Genomic DNA, 15,335 nt, shown 5'->3' with positions numbered 1-15,335 from the left:
TCGGTGAGCGCTAGTCTCCGGGCGTGGCAGTGCTCGTGACAGGGGGAGCGGGCTACATCGGGGCGCACGTGGTGCGCGCGGTGCAGTCGGCTGGGCATGCGGTCGTCGTCGTCGACGATCTGAGCAGCGGCGACGCCGGACGCGTCCCGGACGTGCCTTTGGTGCGTCTGGACCTCGCGCTCGCTCCGAGTCGGGCGGCGCTCGCCGCGACGATGCGCGAGCACGGCGTCACGTCGGTGATCCACCTCGCGGCGCGCAAGCAGGTGTCCGAGTCGGTCGAGCGCCCGCTCTGGTACTACGACCAGAACCTCTCCGGGCTGTCGCACGTCCTGGGCGCGATGGACCTGGCGTCGGTCGGGACCATCGTGTACTCCTCGTCGGCCGCTGTGTACGGCTGTGTCCCCGACGAGCTCGTCACCGAGGACGTCGCTCTGGCTCCGATGAGCCCGTACGGGCGCACCAAGCTGGCGGGCGAGTGGCTCGTGCGGGACGCCGTCCGGGCGCGCGGGGTGCGCGCCGTCGCCCTGCGCTACTTCAACGTCGCGGGCGCGGGCGCCCCGGAGCTCGGCGACACCGTCGTCGCGAACCTCGTCACCTGCGTCCTGGACCGCATCGGTCGGGGGCTGCGTCCGCAGGTGTTCGGTGCCGACTACCCGACCGCCGACGGCAGCTGCGTGCGCGACTACGTGCACGTGCTCGACCTCGCGGAGGCCCACGTCGCGACCCTGGACCGCGTCGTCGGCGGCGATCCCGTCGGCCCGGCGCTCAACGTGGGTCGCGGCGAAGGGGCGTCGGTGTTCGAGGTCCTCCGGGTGCTGTCCGAGGTCAGCGGGCTGGACACCACCCCCGAGGTGGTCGGCCGGCGGCCTGGCGACCCCGCCCGGGTCGTGGCGGCCGTCGACCGCATCGCGCGCGACGTGCACTGGAGTGCCCGGGCCGACCTGCGCGCGATCCTCGAGAGTGCCTGGGCGGCGTGGCGGGCGGGTCGGGCCGTTCTCTAGCGCGCGGGCTCGCGTTCCGCCGGCGCCCCGAAGCGGGCGACGACGACGGCGCCCACGAGGACGAGCACGAACCCGACCGCCGCGACGCCCGCGGCCCCGTCCGTGGTCCGGTCGCCGGCGAAGAGCAGGCCGAGGGTCGCGCCGGTCACCGTCTCGATGCCGACCATGAGCGCGGTGACCGGGACGACCGGCGCCCGCCGCAGCGCGATCGCCGAGGCCGCCAGACCGAGCACTCCGCAGACGCCCGCGCACCAGATGACGGGGTCCGTGACCAGGACGAGCGGCGACCAGCTCGGCGCCGTGCGCGCCCCGAGCGCCAGGACGCCGAACGACAGCCCGGCCAGCGCCGCGAGCGCGAGCCCGCGCACCGGGGTCGGCGGACCGAGGGCGACGAGCGCCGTGGAGACGACGAGGGCGACGGTCAGGGCGAGGACCCACCACAGCGTGTGCGTGGTGACGGGGACGGACGGCTGGGCGCTCACCGACGACGCGAGCAGGATCAGCCCGGCGGCGAGGCCCGCGAGCCCGAGCCAGTCCGTCCAGCGCAGGCGTGCGCCGAGCGCGAGGATCGACAGCACCGCCGCGACGCCCAGGCTGGACGCCCGGCCGGCCTGCACGACGAACAGGGGAAGGGTCTGCAGGGCGAAGAACGACAGCAGGAAGCCGGAGACGACGAGCACGAGCGAGGCGAGGTAGGTCCGGTTGCGTGCGAGGCCGCCGACGAGGGCCGCGTCGAGCCGGGAGTCGACCGGCATGCGCCGCATGGCCAACGCCTGGACGACGATCGCGCCGCCGGAGCACAGCGCGGCCCCCGCGACACACAGAAGTGCCAGACCCACGTGCTCTCCCCCTGTCGCGTGCCTTCGGCGTGGATGACGCACCGAGCCCAGCCCGGAAACCCTATGCTCCACGCGGACGTACTTGCAGACGTCCGTCACGGCGCGCGGGCAGCGCGCATCCCGGGCGGGGGCCCCATGAGCAGTGCAACGAAGCCGTTCGAGAAGCTCTCGATCTTCTTTCCGATGTGGAACGAGGAGGAGTACATCGAGCGGGCCGTTAACGCGGCCCGGGCGGTGTGCGAGGAGCTGGTCGAGCAGCACCAGATCATCGACTACGAGATCATCGTGGTCGACGACGCCTCGACCGACGCCACGGGCCGGCTGGCCGACGCGATCGCCGCTGAGGACGCCCACGTCGTGGTGGTCCACCACCCCCGCAACCGCAAGCTCGGCGGGTCGATCAAGAGCGGGTTCGCGGCGGCGACGGGCGACGTCGTGCTCTACACGGACGCCGACCTCCCGTTCGAGATGGAGGAGCTGGTGCGCGCCCTGCGGGTCCTGCGCACGTACGAGGTGGACGTGGTCAGCGCGTACCGACTGGACCGGACCGGCGAGGGACCGCGCCGCGCGGTCTACTCCTTCCTCTACAACTGGCTCGTCCAGATCATGTTCCGCACGCGTCTGCGGGACATCAACTTCGCGTTCAAGCTCTGCCGCCGACGCGTCCTGGACCACGTGACGCTCAAGAGCGAGAGCTCGTTCATCGACGCCGAGCTGGTCATCCGCGCCCAGCGCTCGGGGTTCCAGATCCTGCAGATCGGCGTCGACTACTTCCCGCGGACGCGCGGGGTGTCCACGCTCTCGTCGCCGGCGGTGATCAAGGCGATGGTGCTCGAGCTCGTGCACCTGCGCCGCGAGCTGCGCGACGTCGCCCCCGTCGTCGGCCTCGAGCGCCCGTGAGGCGGCTCCTGGTGGTGACGGCGGACGACCTCGGGCTCACCCGGGGCGTGAACGACGCCGTACGCCAGGCCCACCTGTCGGGCATCGTCACCGCCGCGTCATTGCTGGCCGTCGGGCGGGAGTTCGACCACGCCGCCGCGATGCTCCGCGACCTGCCGGAGCTCGAGCTCGGCGCGCACCTGGCGCTCGTCGGCGAGGACCCGCCGCTCCTGTCCGCGCGGGAGGTGCCGAGCCTCGTCGACGCCCGCGGTGCGTTCCCGCTGAGCTACCGCGCGGTCGTGCGCCGCGGGCTCGTGGGCCGCATCGACCCGGACGACGTGCGCCGCGAGCTCGGCGCCCAGCTCGAGCGTGTGATCGGCGTCGGCGTCCCGGTCACCCACGTCGACACCCATCAGCACACGCACCTGTGGCCGACGGTCGGCGCCGTCGTCGCGGAGCTCGCCGCGACGGCGGGCATCTCGGCCGTGCGGCTCCCGACGAGCCACGCTCACGGGCCGACGAGCCTCGGGGTGCGCGCGCTCGCGCGGGGCACCCGGTCGCAGCTGCGCCGGGCGGGCCGGTCGACGACCGCCGACTACGCCGGGCTCGACGAGGCGGGAGGGCTCGACGCCGCACGGTTCGCGCGCACGCTCGAGCAGACGGCGCGTCGTGGCGCGGCCTCGGTCGAGATCAACTGCCATCCCGCGCTCGCGGACGACCCGGACCTGCAGCGGTTCGCGTGGGGCTACCGGTGGGCCGACGAGCTGGCGATGCTCGTCGACCCCGCCTCGCGGCGGGCGGTCGACGCCGCCGGCTACCGGCTCGGCGGGTTCCGTGCGCTGGTCGGGGAGGCGGCATGATCGCCGGTCGCCGACCCGACGAGCCCGGCCGCCGGGCGCTCGCGCTCTACCGGGACGCGCCCGCCGCGGTCCGCGCGCACGTGACGATCCGCTGGTGGAGCGCGCCGTTCCGACCCGTCGCCGACGTCCTGCCGCGCGACGGCCGGATCCTCGAGATCGGGTGCGGACACGGGCTGTTCAGCGCGTACGCGGCGTTCGACTCCGCCGGGCGGGACGTGCTCGGGGTCGACATCGACGCGGACAAGATCGAGGCTGCCGTCGCGGCCGCCGAGGGTCTCGACCGGCTCGAGTTCCGGGTCGCCCCGGACGGCGCGGTGCCCGAAGGCCCCTGGGACGCGATCGTCTTCGTCGACGTCCTCTACCTCCTGCCCGCCGACGAGCAGCGTCGCCTGCTGACCGAGGCGGTCGCGCAGCTGGCACCAGGCGGGTCGGTCGTGGTCAAGGAGATGGGCACGCGGCCCCGCTGGAAGGTCCGCTGGAACACCCTGCAGGAGACGCTCTCGGTCAAGGTGCTGCGGATCACCGAGGGGTCGGAGTTCGACTTCGTCGACCCGCGCACGATGGGCGGCTGGCTCGTCGGGCTCGGTCTGCGCGTCCGGGTGCGACGCCTCGACCGGGGGCGGGTGCATCCGCACCACCTGCTGGTCGCGAGCTCGTCGTGAGGCTGCCGTGGTCGCGGGTGGTCGCCGCCTACCTCGCGGTCGCCGCGGTCCTGACGGCGGTCGTCGCGGTCGCCGGTCGGTGGCGGCACGCCCCGGACGTGAGCCCCGCCCTGCAGGGGCCGTCGTGGCTCGACGGCTGGTTCCACTACGACGCCGGCTGGTACCTGCAGATCGCCGGGCAGGGGTACTCCTACACGCCCGGCCAGCAGTCGTCGGTCGCGTTCTTCCCGGTCTACCCGCTCGGCATGCGCGGTCTGGGCAACGTGCTCGGCGACCACCAGCTCGCGGGGTGGGTGATCACCGTGCTGGCCGGCCTGGGCGTGGCTCTGCTCTTCGCCCGCTGGGTCTGGGAGCGCCTCCCGCAGCGGTCCGCCACCTTCGCCGTCGTGGCCCTGCTCGTCTACCCGTACGCGTTCTTCCTCTACGGGGCCGTCTACGCCGACGCCCTCTTCGTGCTCTGCAGCATCGGGGCGTTCCTGCTGCTCGAGCGGCGCTGGTACCTCGCCGCCGGACTCGTCGGGGCGCTCGCGACCGCGGGCCGGCCGGTCGGCGTCGCGGTGGCGGTCGGACTGGTGGTCCGCGCGCTCGAGCTCCTCGCCACGGACCGCGCCGCGGTTCCCGGACGGGTGCCGCTGCGCGACGTCGTCGGCTCGGTGCGTGACGTCCGGCTGCGGCACACGGGCGTCCTGCTCTCCCTCGCGGGGCTCGGACTGTGGTGCTGGTACCTGTGGAGCACGTTCGGTGACCCGCTCGCGTTCGTGCACGTCGAGAGCGCGCCGGGCTGGGACCAGGGCGTGGGGCCGCGCACCTGGTTCAAGGTGTCCTTCGTCGAGACGTTCACGTCGGGGCACTGGCAGACCGGCCTGCTGCTCACCGTCCAGGCGGTGGCCTGCCTGGTCGCGGTGCTGCTCCTGCCGCGCGTGTGGCGCCTGTTCGGGTGGGGCTACCTCGCGTTCGCGGCCGTCGTGCTCGCCATCCCCATCCTCGGCACAGACGACTTCATGGGCACGGGCCGCTACGTCCTGGCCGCGTTCCCGGTGGTGGCGGCCGCGGGGGACTTCGTGGCGGGCCTGCGTCGCCCGTGGGTGCGATGGGTGCTGGTCGCGGGCTCGGCGGCGTTGCTGGTCGCCCTGACGGCCCTGTTCGGGGCGTCGTACGAGGTCTCCTGACGCGCCCGGCCTCCCGTTGACCGCGCAGCCGCCAGACCGTACCGTGCGGTAACGCTGACGTCCGGATGGTGAGATACGCGCATGAGCCTGTTTCCGACCCTGCACGCGACCGGGGACCTCCCGCCCGCCCACCGGTCCCACCTCGAGCACCACGGGATCGCTCTGGTCGGGGTCGACGACGACCCCGACGTCGTCCTGGTCCTGCCGGGCACGGAGCCCGTGCAGACCGGGGCCGGGACGATCGTCGTCGCGACGGGGGAGGACGGGCCGGCGACGGTCGCGCTCCTGGCCTCGCGCGGCATCGTGAGCCGCCCGTCGCAGGCGACCGGGTCGCTCGCGACCGCCGGCGTCGGGGTCCCGGACCTGCTGGCCTGGACGGGCGACCTCACGCTCCCGGTGCGGGCGGTGCTCGACGTCGACGCCCCCGCCGTGCCCATGCTGCGGCTCGGCGAGCGCGGCGCGGTCGTCGCCGCGGGCGTGCGGGACGACGCGGGCGCCGCACTCCTCGTCCTGGGCGTGGATCCCCTGCTGGAGACACCGGAGGTGCTGCTCAACGCGGTCAGCTGGGCTGCGGCACCCGCGCCGGCCGGCTCGGCGAGCCGGGACCCGCTGGTCGACCACCCTGCGTGGCAGCGCCTGAAGGCCGACGTCACCGAGCTCCAGCAGCTCCAGGTGAAGGACGGCTCGATCGCCGACCCGTCGCTGCACGAGCGCGCCCGCGAGCTGGTGACCGCGATCGACCTGGCGGTCGCCGCGCTCGTCCCCGTGCTCCCGCACGACGAGGAGTACCTCACGGCGGTCGGCAAGGACCTCCAGCGGTGGTCCGACGCGGGCTTCGTCGTCCCCGACTTCCTCGACTCGCTGGTCGCGTTCCGACCCGAGACGCAGCGCGTCGATGGGCTGGTGCACCTGGTCGTGTTCCCGATGTACACGCAGAACGGCAGCACCGACCGGCGCGTCGAGGCCGTGCTGCTGCGGGTGCGCTGGCCCGACCTCGTCGCGGACCTGGAGGCGACGCAGTTCAGCAACGCGCTGTTCGTGCCCGTGACGTTCCTCGACTTCACGCCGGGCTACGACACCAACTCGGCGGTGCTCTTCCCGGAGACCGTCGCCGTGCGCGAGGTGCCGACGTTCACCTGGGGTGCGATCTTCGCCGACCGGGAGGCCGCGCGGTTCCGGCGCGTCGTGCGGGCGGCAGCCGACACCACCCGCCTGGCGCTGCCCCCGGACGCGGCCCGGCTCCTGGAGGACCAGCGCCTCGCCGAGGAGACGTTCGTCCTCTGGGACCTGGTCCACGACCGCACGCACATGCGCGGCGACCTGCCGTTCGACCCGTTCATGATCAAGCAGCGGATGCCGTTCTTCCTGTACTCGCTTGAGGAGCTGCGCTGCGACCTGACCGCGTTCCGTGCGGCGGTGCGCCTCGAGGCCGACGGCGTCCCGCACGCGCGGTACGTGCAGTACGCGATCCTCTTCGACCGCATCTTCCGGTTCCCGGTGACGGGCACGCGTGTGCGCAACTACGACGGGCTCGGCGGCCAGCTGCTGTTCGCCTGGCTGCACCAGCACCACGTCCTGCACTGGACCGACTCGCGCCTGACCATCGACTGGCCGCAGGTCCCCGACGCCGTCATCGCGCTGGCCGAGCAGATCGAGCAGCTGTACTGGCGCTCGATCGACCGCCCGAAGACCGCGCACTGGCTCGCCGCGTACGAGCTGGTGTCCGGCACGCTGACGCCGCACCCGGCGTCCCGGTGGGCCGTGCGCGACCTGCCGCTCGACGGCCCGCCCAAGGGGCTGACCGACGCGGTCCTCGACGACGAGTTCCCCCTGTCGATGTTCTACGAGGCGCTGTCCCGCAAGATCGCCGACGTCGTCGCGTCGACGTCAGGGATCACCGCCTAGTCGATTCCGGCCCGCCCCGCGCGTCACCCCGTCGACGGACTCACGGACGGGGAGGCGCCATGGAGCTCGACGGATCGGTGGCGGTCGTGCACGGCGCGGCCGGGGCGCTCGGGAGCGCGATCGTGCGTGCGTTGGCGCGCGACGGCGCGACGGTCCACCTGGCGGGCCGGACGCTGGCGCCCCTCCAGGCGCTCGCCGCGCAGGTCGGGGGCACCGCCACCCTCGTGGACGCGACGGACCCCGAGGCGGTCGACGCGCACCTGGCGGGGATCGGGCGCGTCGACATCGCGGTGAACGCCGTGGGCGCCGACCACGTCCAGGGCGTCCCGCTGCGCGACCTCGCACTCGACGACTACCTGCAGCCGATCGTCGCGGTCACCACGACGCAGTTCGTCACGGCGACCGCGGCGGCCCGGCGGATGGTCGCGGCGGGCGGCGGTGTGGTGGTCGTCCTGTCGACGACCGCGGCGCGGGTCGGGCTGCCCTCCGACGGCTTCGGTCCGGCGTGCGCGGCCGTCGAGGCGTTCGCGCGCCAGCTCGCCGCGGAGGTCGGTCCCCGCGGGGTGCGCGTCGTGTGCGTCCGGGCGGACGCCATCCCCGGCTCGGTCGCGCACGGCTCGCACGCGGCGGCGATGTGGTCGCGCGCGGCACGGGCCTGGGGATCCACCCTGGAGCAGGCGATGGCCGCCGGCCTCGGCGTGCCCGGGGCACTGCTGGCCGACGAGCTCACGCTCGACGCGCTCGGGGACGTCGTCGCCTTCCTCGCGTCCGACCGGGCACGGTCGATGACGGCGACGGTGACGAACCTCAGTCGGGGGGCTCTGCCGGACCTGTGAGGCGCGACCGGCGCGGCGTGACGGTGAAGGACGCGACGAGCCGTGCCACCAGGGTCGCGAGGAACACCTGGCCGACGAGCGCCTCGAACGTGGCGAGGTTGCGGCCCGGGAACTGGGCGGCGGTGAAGTCGCCGTAGCCGAGCGTGGTGAGCGTCGTGTACGAGAAGTACTGCAGCGCCTGCTGGCTCGTCGCCTGACCGCCCGCGAAGAACGGCTGGGGTCCGAGCCAGGCGAGCACGCCGAATATCGCGGTGAAGATCATGCCGATCAGGAGGTACGCGCTCAGCGCCCCGAAGATCGACTGCAGCGTCACCGCAGTGCGGCGCAGGATCCGGTCGAGGATGACGACGAGAGCGGTGATCAGGATGCTCGCGACGGCCGCGTTCAGGACGCCGTAGGCGTCCTCGCGCGGCAGGACGAGAAAAGCGCTGACGCTGACCACCGCGGCGACGGCGGGAACCGTGCGCACGACGATCCGCGCACGCCCCTCGACGCGCGACGACCGGATGGCGACGAACAGGGCGCCGACGTAGAGGAACGCCACCCCCACCTGCACCCACTCCTCGCCCCCCAGGGCGGAGGTCACATAGGCGGTGACCAGGAGCGTCAGCACCAGGGCGAACCGGTCCGGCTCGCGGCGGCGCTCGGACCAGGTCCGTCTCGTGCGCTTGGTCTCGGCGGGTTCCTGCGGCTCCTCGGCGCTCACGTTCGGGAGGTTAGCAGCGGTCGTGGTCCGCCCGGCGGAGGTTCAGCCGATGACGACCAGGTCCCGCACGTCGTCGTCGGGCAGCGTCTCGGCGACTGCTCTGACCTCGAGCTCGACCAGGTCGGCGAACCCGTGGTGGACGTTGAGGAACGCGGTGTCGGAGGCGTCGCGCCCGGTCGCGATCCGGACGAGCGTCGACCGCGGAGCGAGCGTGGTCGCGTCCACGACGTACCACTGCCCGTCCAGGTAGGCCTCGGCGACTGCGTGGAAGTCCATCGGCTGCAGCCCCGGCGCGTAGACCGAGGCCAGCCGGGCGGGCACGTCGAGGGCGCGCAGGAGGGCGACGACGAGGTGCGCGTAGTCGCGGCACACGCCCTCGCGGGCCAGCAACGTCCGCACGGCACCGTCGGTCGGCAGGCTCGAGCCCGGGACGTACGACAGCCGCGAACCCACCCAGGAGCTCACCGCGGCGAGCAGGTCGTACCCGTGCAGCCCGGCGAACTCGGCGTGGGCCGTCGGGCCGAGCGAGTCCGACTCGCAGTAGCGGCTGGGACGGAGGTAGCGCAGGAGGTCGGGCTCGTCGGCGGGCTGGGACGCGGCGCGCCCGTCGACCGTCGCGGTGTAGTCGAGCAGCAGCCGGCCGACGCCGGCGTCGAGCACGTGCAGTCGCGTCCCGTGGTGGTCGAGGAGCTCGCGCGGCTCGACGAACGTCCCGTCGATCGAGACCGTCAACGCCTCCGTGACGGCGTACTGGGTGGACACGGCAAGCTCGAACGCGAGCGTCGCGGGTGACGTCACGTCGAGGACCAGGTGGGCGCTCATCTCGCGATGCATGCGCCGATCGTGGCGGGTCCGGGCCCCGGGCGCCTCTGGGCGCAGGCTACGTGCCCCCGAGTGTGACCAGCGTCACCACGCGGAGCGGACGTAGTCCTTGAGGAAGCAGCCGTAGAGGTCCTCGCCGGCCTCGCCGCGCACGATCGGGTCGTAGACGCGGGCGGCGCCGTCGACGAGGTCCAGGGGAGCGTGGAAGCCCTCCTCGGCCAGCCGGACCTTGGTCGGGTGCGGCCGCTCGTCGGTGATCCAGCCGGTGTCCACGCTGGTCATGAGGATGCCGTCCTGCGCCAGCTCGTTCGCGCTCGTGCGCGTGAGCATGTTGAGCGCCGCCTTGGCCATGTTGGTGTGCGGGTGGCCGGGGCCCTTGTAGCCACGGGAGAAGACACCCTCCATCGCGGAGACGTTGACCACGTACGCGTTGCCGGGGACCGCGCGCATCACGTGCCGCAGGCGGCTGACCAGGATGAACGGCGCGGTCTGGTTGCACAGCTGGACCTCGAGCAGCTCCATCGGGTCCACCTGGTCGACGGTGTGCACCCAGCTGTTGGACTCGGCGGTGTCGGGCACGAGGCCGCCCGCGTCGATCGCGGTGCCGGCCACCAGGCGCGTGAGGGACGCGGCCTCGGCGGTGAGCGCGAGCTCGGCGACACCCGCGCCGGGGGCGATGCTCGTCAGCTCGGTGACCGACCCGGCCAGGGCGTGCGGGTGCGCGCTGCTCGTCCGGCCGAACGTCGTGATGGGCGGCAGCGCGCGGTCGGGCAGCGGCTCCAGCTCGGCGTCCGCGAGGTGCGAGTACGCGCCCGGCGAGCGCCGGACCGTCTGGGCGGCGTTGTTGATGAGGATGTCGAGCGGGCCCTGGGAGGCGATCTCGTCGGCGAGGGCGACCACCTGGGCCGGGTCGCGCAGGTCGATGCCGACGATGCTCAGCCGGTCGAGCCAGTCGGCGCTGTCCGGCATCGCGGCGAACCGGCGCGCGGCGTCGCGGGGGAACCGCGTGGTGATCGTCGTCGTCGCACCGTCGCGCAGCAGGCGCAGGGCGATGTACATGCCGATCTTGGCGCGCCCGCCGGTGAGCAGGGCGCGCTTGCCGGTCAGGTCGGTGCGGGCGTCCCGCTTGACGTGGTTGAGCAGCGCGCACGCCGGGCAGAGCTGGTGGTAGAACGCGTCGACGTCGACGTACGGCTCCTTGCAGATGTAGCAGGGCCGGGCCTTGAGCAGCGTCCCGGCGGTCGCGCCCTGGGCCGACGACACGAGCGGGATGCCGTTGGTCTCGTCGTCGATCCGGCCCGGGCTGCCGGTGGCCGTCGCCGCGATGACCGCGCGGTCGGCCGAGCTGATCGCGTCGCGCTTCTCGGCGCGGCGCTGCTTCTTGGCGGCCTTGAAGAGCGCCGAGGTGGCACGGCGGGCGAGCGCGAGGTGCGGGTGGTCCGACGGGAGCGCGCTGATCTGCTCGGCGACGCGCAGGAACGTCTCGAGGTCGACGGCATCGACCTCGTCGGTGGCGGGCGCGTTGGTCAGTGCGGTCATCGTGCGGAGTCCTCGGTGGTCGTCGTGCCGTGGCCGACGAGCAGAAGTGAGCACGAGAGCGGGGCGCGGGGGAGAGCGGTCAGTCTACCGGCAGGCCCGAGGGGCTCTCCGGGCGCCCGCCGACGAGGTCGCGCAGCCGGTTGTGCCGCCGCTCGTACCGCTCTCCGAACCTCGCGCGCGACCGGGCCAGCTTCTTGGCCCCGTACCGCCGGAGTGCCCACCACGAGGACGGTTTGGCCAGCCGGGCCGCACCGATCCAGGCGACGGCCGGGACGACGACGCCCAGGATGCCGGTGGCGAGCTTGCCCTTGAGCACGCAGACGAGCGCGAAGATCATGTGGAAGACGACGACGGCGGTGTACAACCAGCCCGACACCCCCTGCGCGCGCGTGGTGCCGATGGGCGAGACACCGAGCAGGATCGCGAACCCGAGCGCCCCGCCGACGAGGATCGCGTCGATCGACTTGCGGCCCTCCTGGGACCAGTAGACGTCGTCGAGGTGGAACCAGAGGGCGAACTCGTCGAGCGTCAGCGCCGCCCCCGCACCGAAGGCGAGCGCGAGGACGTCGATCGCGGGCGACTGCGGCGTGAACCGGAAGACGAGCAGGCCGGAGACCAGCACCAGCACGATGCCCCACACCTGGTGGTGGACGTGGACGCCGCCGATGTGGACGTCCTTGACCGGGCCGCCCTGCGGGGCCCCCGCGTCGCGCGTCGCGGCGGCGTGGATCCGACGGGTGATCGTCCGGACCAGGACGAAGGTGATCACGAACCCGACCAGCGCCCACAGAGCAGGCGAGCGGCCGCTGTCGACGAACGTCGTCCGGTACCAGTCCACCGCTGTCCCTCCGCGACCAGGGTGCTGCCTCCCTCCGGACCCTAGCGAGATGCCGAGAAGTCGCCACAGACCGGGACGTACCGTCATGTTCGGCTGCTACGTTCGGCAGGCAGGCACGTGCACATCTCCGCAGGCAGCAGGCCCAGGGACCCGCGGATGGACTCGAGGAGCAACGGTGAGCAAGAAGCTTGAGAGCAGTGACGTGTTCGGCCCGATCCACGGGCGTCCCAGCTTCCGCGAGCACATCGACCGCGGCACCTTCCCGGAGCACGGGATCGATGCCGACGAGGCCTACGAGCTGCTGCACACCGGTCTGATGCTCGACGGCCGGGAGACGCTGAACCTCGCGTCCTTCGTGACGACCTGGATGGAGCCGCAGGCCGAGAAGCTCATCCACGACACGATCCGCAAGAACCACATCGACCACGAGGAGTACCCGGCCGCGTCCCTCGTCGAAGAGGCGGCCGTGCACATGCTCGGCGACCTGTTCCACGCGCCCGACAACGCCCAGGTCGTGGGCGTCGCCACGATCGGGTCCTCCGAGGCGATCATGCTCGGCCTGCTGGCGCACAAGCGCACGTGGCGCAACCGCCGTGCCGCTGCCGGGCTGCCGACCGACAAGCCGAACGTCGTGTTCGGCGCCGAGACGCACGTCGTCTGGGACAAGTTCGCCAACTACTTCGACGTCGAGATGCGCAAGATCCCGATGAAGCCGGACCGGTTCGTGATCAGCGCGGCCGACGTCGAGCCGCTCGTCGACGAGAACACCATCGCGGTCGGGGCGGTGCTGGGCACCACGCACATCGGCGAGTCCGACCCGATCGAGGAGATCAACGACCTCCTGGTCCGCATCAAGAAGGAGAAGGGCTGGGACGTCCCGCTGCACGTGGACGGGGCCAGCGGTGCGTTCATCGCGCCGTTCTCCGAGCCCGACTTCAAGTTCGACTTCCGTCTCGAGCAGGTGGCCTCGATCAACGCCTCCGGGCACAAGTACGGCCTGGTCTACCCGGGCGTCGGCTGGCTGATCTTCCGCGACGGCTCCAAGCTGCCCGAGGACCTGGTCTTCAGCGTCAACTACCTCGGCGGGGCGCAGCCCACCTACACGTTCAACTTCTCGCGCGGGTCCGCGATGATCCAGGCGCAGCTGTACAACTTCGTGCGCCTCGGTCGCAGCGGGTACACCTCGATCGTCGAGACGATGCTGGCCAACGCCCGCTTCCTCAACGAGAGCCTGGTGGCCAGCGGCAAGTTCGAGATCCTCAACCCGGGCCTGGCCGAGCCGGTGGTGACGTTCACGCTCAAGGGGGACCCGGGCTTCGACGTGTACCACCTGTCCGCCAAGCTGCGTGAGGACGGCTGGATCGTCCCCGCGTACAGCCTGCCGCCGGACGCGCAGGAGACCCACCTGATGCGGGTCGTCGTCCGGCTCGACCTGAGCCGGCTGATGGTCGAGCAGCTGCTCAAGGACCTGCACCTGGCCTACGACACACTCGTCGCGGAGCAGCCGACACACGACCAGACCCGCAAGCCCGACGTCTGGACCTCGCCCGCGCACGCCGCCGCCAAGAGCAAGGCGCGCACGGGCTTCACCAAGAAATGAGCACGAGCACCACCACCGTTCCCGACCTGCCCGACGGGTGGCGGGTCGTCGAGACGTCCGGACCGGCATCGTTCGTCACCCGCGCCGTGCTGGAGCGTCCCGACGGGTCGCGGGTGCACTGGAGCTCACGTCGGCACCGCAAGGGGCTGGGCCTGCTCGAGGACCGCGTCCTGGACCCTGCGCGGACCTGGGCGAGCCGCCCGAGCGCGATGAGCTGGTGGATCGGCAGCCTGTTCGCGGTCGGCTCGGTCTGCTTCGCGCTCGGCTCGCTGCCGGTGTACTTCGACAACATCGCGCCCGAGATCGTCGCGTGGACCTTCTTCGTCGGCTCGATCTTCTTCACGAGCGCCGCCTACCTGCAGTACCGGGAGACGGTGGCGGCGCCCGAGGGGATCTTCGTCGACAGGCAGACCCGCGGACCGCTGCGCCGGCTCATCGGGTGGAAGCCGCGCCGCCTGGACTTCTGGGCGGCGTTCGTGCAGCTGGTCGGGACGCTGTTCTTCAACGTCACCACGTTCGCGGCGACGCGCGCGGACCTGAGCCTCGCGCAGGACCGGCACCTGGTGTGGGCACCCGACGCGCTCGGCTCGGTCGCGTTCCTCGTGGCCAGCTGGTTCGCCTACTCCGAGGTGAACCGCGGGATCCTGCCGCGCTCGGACCGCTCGACCGGCTGGCGCATCAGCGCGCTCAACATGCTCGGATCGATCGCGTTCGGGGCGTCGGCGATCGGTTCGCGCTACGTGCGCTCGACCGGCGAGCTGGCCAACCTCGCCCTCGTCAACGCGGGCACCTTCCTGGGGGCCGTCTGCTTCCTGCTCGGTGCGATCCTGCTGCCGGTCGAGTCGGCGCGCGACCGGGTCCCGGAGAGCGCGGCGGCGGCGTGAGCGGCCTGCGGGATCGGGTGCTCGGCCTGACCAGCGCGCACGTGGCCGACGGCTGCATCCGCGTCGGCGTGGACGTGCGGTGCGCGCCGGCCGACGTCCGGGCCGCGTTCCCGGCGGGCAAGGTCTTCGGCCGCGTGCTGCCGGCGCAGCACGCGGGGTCGGTCGACGTGTTCCTCGAGGCGTTCGAGCGGGCCGGGGAGGGCGACGTCCTGGTCGTCGACGACGGCGGCCGGGTCGACCGGGCGTGCGTGGGCGACCTCGTCGCGCTCGAGGCGCGTGCCGCGGGGATCGGCGGGATCGTGATCTGGGGGCTGCACCGGGACACCGTCGACCTGCGAGCGATCGGGCTGCCGGTGTTCAGCCAGGGCGCGCTGCCGACCGGTCCGCTGGGCGTCGAGCCGCGCCACCCGGACGCGTTGACGTGGGCGCGCGTCGGCGAGTGGGTGGTCGGGCCGGACGACCTGGTCCTCGGGGACGAGGACGGCGTGCTGTTCGTGCCCGCCGAGCGCGCGACCGCCGTGCTCGATGCGGCCGAGCGGATCCGGGACACGGAACGCCGCCAGGCCGAGCTCGTCCGTGGCGGCACCCCGCTGCGGTCGCAGGTCCGCTTCCGGGAGTTCCTGGCGCGGCGGGACCGGGAACCCGCCCTGACGTTCCGGGAGCACCTGCGATCGGTCGAAGGTGCCATCGAGGAGTGACCCGGGCGAACGGATCCTTAAGGTTTGCTGACGGATGTCACACCATCCGACGGGCCTCGCCCGTAATTCATGTCGTAGCCGTCCGCTAGCCTCGGAC

General features: G+C 72.7%; 15 protein-coding genes. 10 read left to right on the top strand and 5 right to left on the bottom strand.

Annotated features, from left to right (window positions below; all coding sequences use genetic code 11):
- Window positions 1–23: 23 nt before the first annotated feature.
- Window positions 24–1,001: a UDP-glucose 4-epimerase GalE gene (gene galE, locus AC1DZC_RS05420; RefSeq protein ID WP_477042514.1), complete on the top strand. Its 978-nt coding sequence runs from the start codon at window positions 24–26 to the stop codon at window positions 999–1,001.
- On the opposite strand, the gene AC1DZC_RS05415 is transcribed toward galE, so the two are convergent.
- Window positions 998–1,840, bottom strand: a complete 843-nt coding sequence (locus AC1DZC_RS05415; RefSeq protein ID WP_477042513.1) for a hypothetical protein — start codon at window positions 1,838–1,840, stop codon at window positions 998–1,000. The two genes, galE and AC1DZC_RS05415, sit on opposite strands and share 4 nt — an antisense overlap.
- Window positions 1,841–1,975: 135 nt before the next feature.
- On the opposite strand from AC1DZC_RS05415, the gene AC1DZC_RS05410 reads away from it, so the two are divergent.
- The 6 genes from AC1DZC_RS05410 (at window position 1,976) to AC1DZC_RS05385 (ending at window position 8,151) form a co-directional block, all read left to right on the top strand.
- On the top strand, window positions 1,976–2,740 hold the full coding sequence (locus AC1DZC_RS05410; RefSeq protein ID WP_477042512.1) for a glycosyltransferase family 2 protein: 765 nt from the start codon (window positions 1,976–1,978) through the stop codon (window positions 2,738–2,740).
- Complete coding sequence (locus tag AC1DZC_RS05405) at window positions 2,737–3,579, top strand: carbohydrate deacetylase (protein ID WP_477042511.1); 843 nt, start codon at window positions 2,737–2,739, stop codon at window positions 3,577–3,579. The genes AC1DZC_RS05410 and AC1DZC_RS05405 overlap by 4 nt, the downstream gene beginning before the upstream one ends.
- Window positions 3,576–4,241, top strand: a complete 666-nt coding sequence (locus AC1DZC_RS05400; protein WP_477042510.1) for a class I SAM-dependent methyltransferase — start codon at window positions 3,576–3,578, stop codon at window positions 4,239–4,241. The genes AC1DZC_RS05405 and AC1DZC_RS05400 overlap by 4 nt, the downstream gene beginning before the upstream one ends.
- On the top strand, window positions 4,238–5,410 hold the full coding sequence (locus AC1DZC_RS05395; protein WP_477042509.1) for a hypothetical protein: 1,173 nt from the start codon (window positions 4,238–4,240) through the stop codon (window positions 5,408–5,410). The genes AC1DZC_RS05400 and AC1DZC_RS05395 overlap by 4 nt, the downstream gene beginning before the upstream one ends.
- A gap of 609 nt (window positions 5,411–6,019) precedes the next feature.
- Window positions 6,020–7,315 (top strand): DUF6421 family protein, encoded by a 1,296-nt coding sequence (locus AC1DZC_RS05390; protein WP_477042828.1) that lies wholly within the window; start codon window positions 6,020–6,022, stop codon window positions 7,313–7,315.
- Between the two features lie 59 nt (window positions 7,316–7,374).
- The gene (locus tag AC1DZC_RS05385; RefSeq protein WP_477042508.1) at window positions 7,375–8,151 is read left to right on the top strand and encodes an SDR family NAD(P)-dependent oxidoreductase; all 777 of its coding nucleotides are present in this window, start codon (window positions 7,375–7,377) and stop codon (window positions 8,149–8,151) included.
- Here the strand turns inward: AC1DZC_RS05385 and AC1DZC_RS05380 are convergent.
- The 4 genes from AC1DZC_RS05380 to AC1DZC_RS05365 form a co-directional block, all read right to left on the bottom strand.
- A complete protein-coding gene (locus tag AC1DZC_RS05380; RefSeq protein ID WP_477040412.1) occupies window positions 8,123–8,857 on the bottom strand; it encodes a potassium channel family protein in 735 nt (244 codons plus the stop codon). The genes AC1DZC_RS05385 and AC1DZC_RS05380 overlap by 29 nt on opposite strands.
- A gap of 42 nt (window positions 8,858–8,899) precedes the next feature.
- The gene (locus AC1DZC_RS05375; protein ID WP_477040411.1) at window positions 8,900–9,691 is read right to left on the bottom strand and encodes a transglutaminase-like domain-containing protein; all 792 of its coding nucleotides are present in this window, start codon (window positions 9,689–9,691) and stop codon (window positions 8,900–8,902) included.
- 72 nt (window positions 9,692–9,763) lie between these two features.
- The gene (locus AC1DZC_RS05370) at window positions 9,764–11,218 is read right to left on the bottom strand and encodes an SDR family NAD(P)-dependent oxidoreductase (RefSeq protein WP_477042507.1); all 1,455 of its coding nucleotides are present in this window, start codon (window positions 11,216–11,218) and stop codon (window positions 9,764–9,766) included.
- Window positions 11,219–11,297: 79 nt separating this feature from the next.
- On the bottom strand, window positions 11,298–12,056 hold the full coding sequence (locus AC1DZC_RS05365; RefSeq protein ID WP_477042506.1) for a hypothetical protein: 759 nt from the start codon (window positions 12,054–12,056) through the stop codon (window positions 11,298–11,300).
- 175 nt (window positions 12,057–12,231) lie between these two features.
- On the opposite strand from AC1DZC_RS05365, the gene gad reads away from it, so the two are divergent.
- From gad to AC1DZC_RS05350, 3 genes are read left to right on the top strand one after another with little or no spacing between them, the layout of a single operon-like run.
- On the top strand, window positions 12,232–13,656 hold the full coding sequence (gad, locus tag AC1DZC_RS05360) for a glutamate decarboxylase (RefSeq protein WP_477040408.1): 1,425 nt from the start codon (window positions 12,232–12,234) through the stop codon (window positions 13,654–13,656).
- A complete protein-coding gene (locus AC1DZC_RS05355) occupies window positions 13,653–14,540 on the top strand; it encodes a hypothetical protein (RefSeq protein ID WP_477040407.1) in 888 nt (295 codons plus the stop codon). The genes gad and AC1DZC_RS05355 overlap by 4 nt, the downstream gene beginning before the upstream one ends.
- Entirely contained in the window at window positions 14,537–15,238 is a 702-nt protein-coding gene (locus AC1DZC_RS05350) for an RraA family protein (RefSeq protein ID WP_477040406.1), read from the top strand. Before AC1DZC_RS05355 ends, AC1DZC_RS05350 begins: the two co-directional genes overlap by 4 nt.
- Window positions 15,239–15,335 lie beyond the last annotated feature (97 nt).

Source organism: Cellulomonas sp. P2_B4, assembly GCF_056404795.1.
Note: the sequence above shows the minus strand (reverse complement) of the source record. Positions and strands in the feature narration are given on the sequence as shown.